The organism is Bradyrhizobium sp. GCM10028915, assembly GCF_042666195.1.
GTDB classification, from domain to species: Bacteria; Pseudomonadota; Alphaproteobacteria; order Rhizobiales; family Xanthobacteraceae; genus Bradyrhizobium; species Bradyrhizobium canariense_D.
This window is the reverse complement of sequence record NZ_JBHTFN010000071.1, coordinates 227,867-237,358: the sequence shown is the minus strand read 5'-3', so window position 1 is coordinate 237,358 and position 9,492 is coordinate 227,867. Positions and strand designations below refer to the sequence as shown.

At 57.0% G+C, this 9,492-nt stretch carries 11 protein-coding genes; 4 read left to right on the top strand and 7 right to left on the bottom strand.

The annotated features are described in order from the left end of the window. The 6 genes from ACFQX9_RS36760 to ybgC form a co-directional block, all read right to left on the bottom strand. On the bottom strand, window positions 1–807 hold an 807-nt coding region (locus tag ACFQX9_RS36760; RefSeq protein ID WP_377791961.1), incomplete at its 3' end, for an SbmA/BacA-like family transporter. A gap of 164 nt (window positions 808–971) precedes the next feature. After that, a complete protein-coding gene (locus ACFQX9_RS36755; protein WP_377791960.1) occupies window positions 972–1,715 on the bottom strand; it encodes an outer membrane protein in 744 nt (247 codons plus the stop codon). A gap of 154 nt (window positions 1,716–1,869) precedes the next feature. Next, a complete protein-coding gene (locus tag ACFQX9_RS36750; protein ID WP_377791959.1) occupies window positions 1,870–2,118 on the bottom strand; it encodes a hypothetical protein in 249 nt (82 codons plus the stop codon). 178 nt (window positions 2,119–2,296) lie between these two features. After that, complete coding sequence (locus ACFQX9_RS36745) at window positions 2,297–2,734, bottom strand: hypothetical protein (RefSeq protein WP_377791957.1); 438 nt, start codon at window positions 2,732–2,734, stop codon at window positions 2,297–2,299. A 46-nt stretch (window positions 2,735–2,780) separates the two neighbouring features. Next, window positions 2,781–3,062 (bottom strand): hypothetical protein, encoded by a 282-nt coding sequence (locus ACFQX9_RS36740; protein WP_377791956.1) that lies wholly within the window; start codon window positions 3,060–3,062, stop codon window positions 2,781–2,783. 125 nt (window positions 3,063–3,187) lie between these two features. Then, window positions 3,188–3,631: a tol-pal system-associated acyl-CoA thioesterase gene (gene ybgC / locus ACFQX9_RS36735; protein ID WP_377791955.1), complete on the bottom strand. Its 444-nt coding sequence runs from the start codon at window positions 3,629–3,631 to the stop codon at window positions 3,188–3,190. Between the two features lie 357 nt (window positions 3,632–3,988). Between ybgC and ACFQX9_RS36730 the strand changes: the two genes are divergently transcribed. Next, complete coding sequence (locus ACFQX9_RS36730; RefSeq protein WP_007614421.1) at window positions 3,989–5,272, top strand: FAD-binding oxidoreductase; 1,284 nt, start codon at window positions 3,989–3,991, stop codon at window positions 5,270–5,272. Window positions 5,273–6,438: 1,166 nt separating this feature from the next. On the opposite strand, the gene ACFQX9_RS36725 is transcribed toward ACFQX9_RS36730, so the two are convergent. Continuing rightward, a complete protein-coding gene (locus ACFQX9_RS36725) occupies window positions 6,439–6,591 on the bottom strand; it encodes a hypothetical protein (protein WP_377791954.1) in 153 nt (50 codons plus the stop codon). Between the two features lie 217 nt (window positions 6,592–6,808). On the opposite strand from ACFQX9_RS36725, the gene ACFQX9_RS36720 reads away from it, so the two are divergent. From ACFQX9_RS36720 to ACFQX9_RS36710, 3 genes are all read left to right on the top strand, one after another. Continuing rightward, window positions 6,809–7,240 carry a hypothetical protein gene (locus tag ACFQX9_RS36720; RefSeq protein WP_377791953.1) on the top strand — a complete coding sequence of 144 codons (432 nt, stop codon included), beginning with the start codon at window positions 6,809–6,811 and terminating at the stop codon, window positions 7,238–7,240. A gap of 988 nt (window positions 7,241–8,228) precedes the next feature. Then, entirely contained in the window at window positions 8,229–8,915 is a 687-nt protein-coding gene (locus ACFQX9_RS36715; RefSeq protein ID WP_377791952.1) for an HAD family hydrolase, read from the top strand. Next, a complete protein-coding gene (locus ACFQX9_RS36710) occupies window positions 8,912–9,142 on the top strand; it encodes a hypothetical protein (RefSeq protein ID WP_377791951.1) in 231 nt (76 codons plus the stop codon). The genes ACFQX9_RS36715 and ACFQX9_RS36710 overlap by 4 nt, the downstream gene beginning before the upstream one ends. The last annotated feature ends 350 nt before the right edge of the window (window positions 9,143–9,492 follow it).

Here is a 9,492-nt window from a genome sequence, read left to right as displayed (position 1 = left end):
CCGCTGGTTGAAAAATTCAATTCCGGGCAGGCGGATGCCGATAAGCGCGAGAACGCCGGTGCCCAGGATCGACCAGATCACCGCGGCGAACACCAGCGGATAGGGAATCGAGCCGAACAGAGGCAGCTCGGTGACGTTGCTGGACAGCGTCACCAGAACCGGCAGGAACGCCAACAATGTCAGCACCGCGCTGATGAGATTGACGCCTAGACCTTCCATGGTGCTGGCGAAGCGCATGGTGTCTTCCTGGATGCGCTGGGAGGCGCCTTCGATCGTGCGCAGCCGTGGCCAGTTGGCGACATAAAAATCGTTCATCGCCGTGCGCCAGCGGAAGATGTAGTGGCTGACGAAAAATCGCGTCATCACGCCGACCACGACGGCCACGAGCGCGATACCGGCAAAGGTCGACAATTCGTTGTAGAACTGCTCAACCGTGACCGGCGCCGATTTCGAAAGCGCAGCCTGGACCAGGTCGTAGAACGGTCCATACCAGCTGTTGATCGCGACCGAGACCTGAACCTGAAAGTAAGAGGTGAACAGGATCAGCGCCGAACCAAGAATGGACCACGTCGCCCAGGGATGGGGGGCAAATAACATCCATGCCGCCGCGAACACCGTAACGGTCAGCGCAAAATAGAGATCAAACCACAGCGCCGAGGCCGACCAGAACGTCGCAAGCCCGACCGGCTTCTCCGGGGCTGGAAAGAGATTGCCGGCAAATACATACCAAAACGCCATCGCCAACGCCGTCCAAAGAATTGACGACGCAAAGAACAACTTTGGTCGAGGGAAGAATGAAACGAACATGCTCGCTGTCCTTTATCGACTTAGAACTTCAGCTCAGAAGATGAACTCGCCGCGATTTTGCTAACTATTCCTGACTTCCGGTCACCCGCCAGTCGCGTCGCACGCGCGATGCCTGAAAGGCCCCGGTCTAGCCGGGGCCTTCGATTCACCAGTCCGACTTCAGATCAATATTTGAGCAGAATCGGGCCGCCGAACTTATAGTTGAGCCGCGCAGTCACAAGATCGAAATCCTGGCGGATGCGGTCGCCGCCCAGCGAACCAGCAGCCACGACAAAGTTCACGTCGGCATCCCGCATGAACAAGTGGTCGTACTCGACGCTTACCGACCAGTTCGGCGCGAAACCGACTTCGATCCCGGCGCCCACAGTAGCCCCCCAAGGGCTGCTATCAGCGCCCGCGAACTGCGCGCCCGTGACTGCGGAGTTGACTCGATACGTGTTGCTCGCCACTGCGACGCCGCCCTTGGCGTAAAACAGTACGGTGTCGAGCGCATAACCGATCTGCCCAGTCATCGTACCGAACGCACCAATCTTGCTCTGGTCGACATCGCCGAACGCAATGCTGACGTTGGATCCGGTCAGATCAGCCCAGTTCCCCTGACCTTCAACGCCCAGCACGATCTGACCGATCTGCCATCGATAGCCGATCTGCCCGCCGACGGTAATGCCGGTTGCATCATGACAGCCCTCAGGGGTGCGACCATTGTAGTCCCAGCAATTCGAGCTTGAGCCCAAGCCGCCGTTCACACCGACGTAGAGGCCGCTCCAGTCGTAAATTGCAGCCGCGACAGGCGGCGGAGCTTTGGAGTAGAGAGGTTGGACGGGCTGCGCAGCCAGGTCTGCACCGGATGCGGACGCAATTGCGCCAAGCGCCACAATGCTCACAGTCGTAAGCAAGAAGTTCTTCATTTCTACTCTCATGTCTTGAGTGCCCCGAGCCTCATGCGTCTTAACAACGTGCGCGCGAATTGCTGTAGCTGCGTCACAACATTCGTGCCGAAAGAAATGCGTGAACCGGACGCTGCGTTAGGTTCTGCGTTGCAGATCATTCCCAAGCGTCCCCTTACGGAGGCCACCATGGGCGGAGCGCCACATCGGCATGCGTTTGTTGGAATCCCGGGCCCACCTTGATATCCCGCATTCCAAGTTCGGCGGAGACATCGAGCAGTTGCCGACGGAATTTGTCGGATTCCATTCGCTTCTCGTCAGTCCTGTACCAATCGAGCAGAAATTCAATCTTTAGATATTTGATGCCATTGTCTTGAAGAATGCGTCTCATTTCCGCAAAACCAATCTTGCTTTGCGCGACCATCGTGCCTTCGTAGTGAAGACCAAACCCGTTGAACCCCGCGCGCGCTGCCCCTTCGACCCTGCCTTTGAATGGGAATGGAGTGACCTCAGTAGGCCCCCAGCGGGTAAACGTGCCCCGAAAGCGCGAAATACGAGATCAGAAGCTCTACGTCATTAGCCACGGCACTATCCTCGCGCGTTCAAGCGGTGAAGTAAGGTATGGCAGCCCACAGGCCACCGGTTGCCGTTCTGATATCATGGCACTCGCTGACATAAAGTGGGCGCCCCACGAAACAGTTTTGATTATTGGAGGCCCGGACCAACTTCGAAAATGGCCGCGCGGCCCTATTCGATTGGCGGCGCATCCGGCGCAATGTTGTTGTCGGCACGGCACGCGGCATGAAGAGCGCTAGCCGATGCGCGGTCTCGAACGTAAGCGGCATTTCCGCGACGATATCCATCCTCTTTGAGCGACAGTGAATGACGATCGCTCGATCGTGCTGATCCGCATTCCAGAAAACAACATAAAGATTGTACCCTCTAATGAATCCGACAAACGTGCCTTTGATGTTTTCAGGCCCAAGGACGAGGCCGCCGGCCGCCTTCGATTGGGCCGGCTCCTGGACCGTCTTGACCATCTCGTCGAAAATGATCGCGCTCGGTTCCGCCCTCTTCCATGATTTTTTATCGGGAGTGGCAAGAGCACCGAGCGTTGGCGCGCAGCCCGGAAACCATCCGCCTCGCTGCCGTCAGCCAGATGGAGCATGGGGCAATGGAGACGGTGCCGCCATTTGAGAAGAGCCGCGAAATGCGATCGCGCAAGTTCACCACGGCAGCGCCGCCGGGATAGCCGCGCCAGTCGCCAATCGGCCCGTCATCCTTGACGTAGGTTTCGCTGTGGTCGCTGTGACCAAAGCGGCCGACGAAGTCCGATTTATTTTCGTTCTTCGCCGGCTTCTGATTCATCCGGCTGGACTGTGCAATTGAGCCGCCCCGGGTTTGCCGCAGCCCATTTGCTTTAACTTACGCCGCCATGATGACTTGATTTCGATGGAGCGCTGCAAGGCAAACGCGTGAATGAGGCGGCAGATTTATCTATGCGCTTCCATAGCGAGCCGCAGCGACTTCGGGATGCGCTGCGCCTTTCCAGCTGAGATAAACGCTACCCGTACACGTGCTGTGACCAGGAGATCGTCGCCACGCCTGCATTCCTGCAGCAAGGCAATCGACGCGCCCCTCACCTCTTGCGGGACTGTGACGACGTCAAGAATGTCATCCAAGACCGCCGGTTTCAGAAAATCGATCGTCATCGAGCGCACAACGAAGGCAACACCGGGCGCATCGTTCTTGGCTTCTTTGAGTAATGCTTGCTGATTCGTTCCGAGCAGGCGCAAGTAGTTCGTTCTGCCGCGTTCCATGAAGCGCAAGAAATTTGCGTGATAAACAATCTGGCCGGAGTCGGTATCTTCGAAATAGACCCGGATCTGCATATGATGGCGGCCGTCGCGAATTTCGCCATCAAGAGAGGCTCTCACGGTGTGGTCCCCTTGCTGCCCTTTTGGGACCCATTGTCTTGCACAAAGGTGCGTTCCAGAGCAAGCGCCGATGGGCTTTGGCTTTGTTCGCGCAGTCGGAGCTCCGGCGCACCGCCGCGTGGGTGCTGCGCGTGCCCTCAACAGATCAACAACTTAGAAGCTCGGCCTGATCTTCGGGGTGATGACGAACTGCCCTTTTGGCCTGCGATTTGCCTGCCGGTGTGGCGCTGGCACGTCAGTGTTGGATACTAGGGAGGTCCGCTTGGATACTAGAGAGGTCCGCCAGAACTTAGCGGTGTTCACGATGGCTGCTGGAGCTCGGGTCGATTAAGAAGCTACTTGTAAGAGGATTGGCGGATGCGAAACAATCGACGATCACACGGACTGTGGGTGCTGACTGCGCCACCAGCGCCACAAACTGCTCCACTTACCGATGAAATTGCAGCGGATATCGTCGTGATTGGCGGTGGATATACCGGGCTGTCGGCGGCCCTTCATCTAGCTGAAGGTGGAGCGCGTGTTGCGCTTTTGGAGGCGTCTGAAATAGGATTCGGCGGGTCCGGGCGGAACGTCGGACTCGTGAATGCGGGCATGTGGCTCATGCCTGAGTCGCTTCCGGCCGCGCTCCGCGCGCCTTTTGGAGAACGGTTACTTGAACAGCTCGGCCGCGGACCGCAGACGGTATTCGAGCTCATCGAAAAGCACCACATCGAATGTGAAGTCGAACGTGCCGGCACCTTGCATTGTGCGGTCGGACGTAAGGGCTTGGAGGAGGTTGAGGCCCGTGCCGAACAGTGGCAGAAGCGTGGAGCGCCCGTCCTGGTGCTAAATGCGGAGGCAACACGCAGCAAAGTAGGCGGTGGCGACTACACCGGCGCGCTGCTCGATAAGCGCGCCGGCACCATACAGCCATTGGCTTATGTGCGAGGGTTAGCGCGGGCCGCGCTTGCGATGGGAGCCAGGATATTTACGCATAGTGAGGCCGTCATGGCGCAACAGAATGGTTTCCGCTGGAGAGTCGGCACCGAAAGCGGATCTGTAGAGGCCGACTGGGTGGTCGTCGCGACGGACGCTTATAGCAAGGGACTTTGGTCTGAGGTACGGCAGGAACAGATTCAACTGCCCTATTTCAACTTTGGCACGCCATGTCTGCCCGATGATCTGAGAAAGTCGATCCTGCCTGAGCGGCAGGGTGTGTGGGACACTCGAGAAGTCCTCTCTTCGTTTCGTCTCGATCGCTCCGGGCGACTCGTGTTTGGCAGTGTTGGTGCGCTTGAGGGGATTGGGCGATCTATTCACCGCGCTTGGGCCCAAAGATCGTTGCACAAGCTTTTTCCAGGACTTCGGGGCGTCCAGTTTGAAACCGGCTGGTTTGGCATGATTGGAATGACCTCCGACAACTTGCCCCGGCTTCACAAGCTGGACCGCAAAGTCATCGGTTTCAGTGGCTATAACGGCCGCGGAATCGCACCAGGCACTGTGTTTGGCAGTGTTTTGGCTTCGTATGTATTGGGGCAGATCGCGGAGAACGACCTGCCGTTGCCGGTCACCGCCGTTGAAGCCCAGCGCTTTCGTGCAGCGCAGGAGGCGTTTTATACGGCGGGCTCCCAGCTTGTTCACCTGATGGATTCCTGGTTCTGATCACCCCAGCAACCCGGTTGGTTTCATAAGCTGCCCTCGCTCGAAGCATGCCGGTCCTCGTGATGTTGTTATGATGTGTTCAAGGGGGCCGTCATGGAACTTAGGATACCTCGGGGTCAGACAACCCAATCGGATGGTGAAAACGACGAGCTTGCGACGGGTGACGTTCATGACTCGAGCTGTCGGTTCTCCGCCGAATGCCAGTCCGCACCGTAGAGGCGGATCATCTCCCCGACGGGATCGCTCGATGAAGACGCGCTCAACGCAAAAGCCGGCAGTGACCGAAGCCGCACTTTAAAAGGGTTTCTCGATATCGCGAGACACCAGCGCGAAGGCCCACCCCAAACTGGAAGCGCTCATGAGTTGCCGTCACGGCGGTCGAAAGGGAAGCGCCAGCCTGTGAGGCGAGTTCTGCGTCATTTCGTTTCGCTGAACCCGTCTGGAAACTCCCTTATGATGGACAGGGCAACTTCGCCTCCCTGCTTTATCCCGGCATCGTAGTGCTAGATGCCAGCGCGGCTTTCTGTTTGGGTGTCATAATTAATCCATGCGCCGAGCGCGTGCGGTGCGCGGCGAAATCTCTTCCGAATAATGAGGTTGTCCACCGGAAGGCCCTGTGAATAGCCGGCATAAGGTTCCGCTATTTGCGGTGCACGCCGGGAAACGTGTTCCACTGGTCGTAACGAATCGGGGAGAACCGCCAGCTTGCGACTGGCGGCCCCGATTGCCCGCGCAACGCTGCGGACTGCGGGCCAAACGCTGATGTTAGCAGCAACAGCATTACATTCGGTAAGCCCCGAGAGGTCAAGTCCGGCTTTACTCTAGTGACAGAAGTCGAATGGCTACCTATAAGAACGCCAACTACCTACCGCAATCTAACAGCGACTGTTTCGATCAGGATCAGGGGCCGGGAGTCGCGGCTCCCTTTGCCGCTCTCTACCGATGCACGGGCTGTCATCGCGAAATCGGAATTGCAGCAGGCCACACATTGCCTCCGCAGAGCAATCATGCGCATACGTCAGCACAAGCAAATTTCGATGGCGTCTGATCGTATGGGCAGATCACAATCCCGAGTGAGCGACCGACAACAGCGGAAGTCCGGTTCAGCCGGGCTTCTACACTCTTGTTTGGAGATGCCCATTCAGGCGAGAGTACTTGAGAATGAGCTAGAAGTATTTCGCGGCCGGGTCTTCAGCATCTTCCACTTCCGGCATCATTACTTTCGATGCATCGGACAGCGAGCCGCCAATGGAAGTCAGCATCATTCTGAGAAGATTCAGAGCTTTCGCAAACGTCTTCGCCTCCGATTTGCCGCGCAACCAGCCCGCTTGCCATTGCCACTAGCGTCCGGTGGCTCCGGGTTGAACCATCGAAGGTCATCAGACAGCGTTCGCCGCGCCTCGCGCTCGTGCGGTTTGCCTAAGCATTTCGGCGGTTCGCCTAACGGACCCAAGCCGTTTGGCTCTTTGCGGCCCGAAAATCGTTTTGGATTCTTGCGAGTGCGGCCGGTCGCCCGGGCTTTGCTGAGAGGAACGCATGCGCGTGCCATTGAGCTTCATTCCTTTATATAAATTGGGTATGGGGACTCCATTTGCAGCTGTGCGCGTGAACGACCCGGTCGGTGTTTGGGTTGGCCGTTCTGTGCCTTTCGAGATGCCCCTACCCATGTGGAGCCACGCGAGCGCGACAAAGATTGCAATCAGGTGCATGCTCCGAACAAACATCTTCTCGGAAGCAACGGCAATATGGGCAACGGCGATGAATGAAGTTACGATGCTCAACGCGGAGTTAGATCGCTGCAAGGCTGAGCTGAGGGACCTTAACGCGAAGATGAGCTCAATTTCCTGCAGGCAGCCGGTGGACATGACCGCAGTCGAGGACGTGGCGAGGCGAATTCGCCAAATTGCCGAACGGGTCGAAGTCTTGACGCGCACCATCCTCCACGGTCCACAAGCCGGAACACAATAAGGCTGCCAGGAGCGCTGCCGGGCGGCCAGTTACAAAGTTAACCCGGCAGGGACATGCCCAGATTAGATCATATTTCTAAGCCTTGCGTGTTCTTGCAGCAGCTCAACTTCTTCTGTCTGAGCCCCTGTTGCTTTCGTCAACTGTCGGCCACCTAATCTTGCGAGGCGGTTCGCGATCACCGTAGGTCGCAGGAACGTGCACTTTTTAGATGACGTAACGTGCGCGACACGCGATGCAGCTTCTGCGCTGCTACGGTCGAAAATGTCTTAAGCGGGCAGATATTCTGGCGGGAATTGTGCGAGGGCTTTAGCCTCTTCGCCCTGCCCGTGCGTTGGATGTAACCGTTGACATAAGTGCGATGGCAAGGGCCGCGTCCCCAAGCCGGATGATGAGCGGACCTGAGGCGCATTCAGCGAAGCTCGAGTCTGCCAAGGACCGCGAGTGCTCGCCACGAAAGATCGCTTCGCGGTCCTCAAATCGCGTGTTGCTCAGGCAGTCGCCTGCTGAAGCCCGACTTCCCCATGCCAACCGGAGCGTCTTCAGCGCAAAGGCCCCGTCTCCATGGAGCGCCGCCCGCGAACACTTGCGAATGGCGCCTCCATCATATTCAACATTTCGCGTTGTCGTCTTCAGCCGTATCCGGCTGAAGACGTTAATGTCGGAGACCAGACACTGACGCGCGAGTATTCCGTCGCCTGAGCCGAAGAACATGGTTTTGCCCTCTTCAAGCGAGGCTCGCAAATGGCTTTGGTGGCACGTGGATTGCTGGGACACCGAAAAGAGCCCGTACGATCATGACGGCCTCGCAGTCGCCGGCCCAGGAGTCCAAATGAAACTTGCTCGATTGATCGCGGGCGTCAATCGTCTCCATTCTCGCCAGCATTTCAACTCATCTAGTGTGTCGATGCCCATGCCGTAGTAGTTCGGTGCTACTATACGTGGCGAACGACGGTGGCACCCGCACGGAATCTATGCTTAAGGTCAGATCATGAAACCGGTTCTCGTCTTCGATTGGAATGGAACGTTGCTCGATGATGCATACGCACTGCTCGAAACCACCAATGCAATTCTAGATCGCTTTGGTCGTACAACGATCGACATGAAGACGCTTCGGGAACATTGCGACATTCCGCTGTCTCTTCTTTATCGCAGCCTCGGACTATCGCAAGACGAGCTTGCGACGGTGGATCGCGATGGGAGTGCAATGTTTCACGACGCCTATGAGGCTCATGCGGGCAGAGCCGATCTACGCGAGGGCGCGCGCAGAGTCTTGGAGTTGGCGCGCCGAGAAGGGGTTTCGTCCATCATCGTGAGCAACCATATAGTCGACGCTCTGCGCTACCAATTGAGAAGACTTGGAATCAATGACTGCATCGACGATGTGCTCGCGTTCGAAAGCCGCGACACGCAATACAAATCGACAAGCAAAGGAGAGCGACTTCGTCTATACATGCAGAAGAACAACTTGAAGCCAGCGTCAACTTTCATCATCGGCGATATGCCGATCGAAACGGATATTGCACGGAATCTCGGACTGATAAGTATAGCCATTACCGGGGGATTTGTTTCCGAGGCGCGCCTGCAAGCGGCGCATCCAGACTACACGATTAACAACCTTCATGAGCTGTTGCCAATCTTACGAAGCTACGGTTTTTTTGGAATGCACAAATCATGATCGGCGAAGAATCACCGCACAGCGTCTGTAAAACCTTGATCATGTCGTCCATGTTGAACGAGTTTATCTCGGCGATTCGAACTCCGCCTTCGACATCGCACGCGTCGCATGGCTCAACTCAGTCGCGGGTCCAGCATCTGCAATACCGAACCCGTAATCCGGTACCTGCCGCACTCGCGGCATTCCAGGCGCCTGTAGTCGTCACCGGTGCGCTGCTCGAGGCTTGACGATGCCAGATCGAACAATAACCCATCTCTCACCCACACATTGCCGCTCTTACGACCTCAGCGATCCCAGATATTCGAGCGTGTTGGCAAGCGTCACATTGTAGAATCGGAGAGCAACTTCACCCCGTGCGTCGAACGCTGACCCCAGCTATTCCATCGCAAGTCAGTACTGGTCTGGACGAAATCAGCAGTAGGCCGGGGTCATGGTTGGGGTCTGACTCATTTCCGATGAAGTTTGCCGGGCGACTGTGGTTCTCAAACGGAGAATCAGCGCCATGCGGACGGGCTTTCAAATCTCATCGCTAGTACCGAGTGGTTTGGTGTTTGATGGTGTAAGTGACTCAATGGAT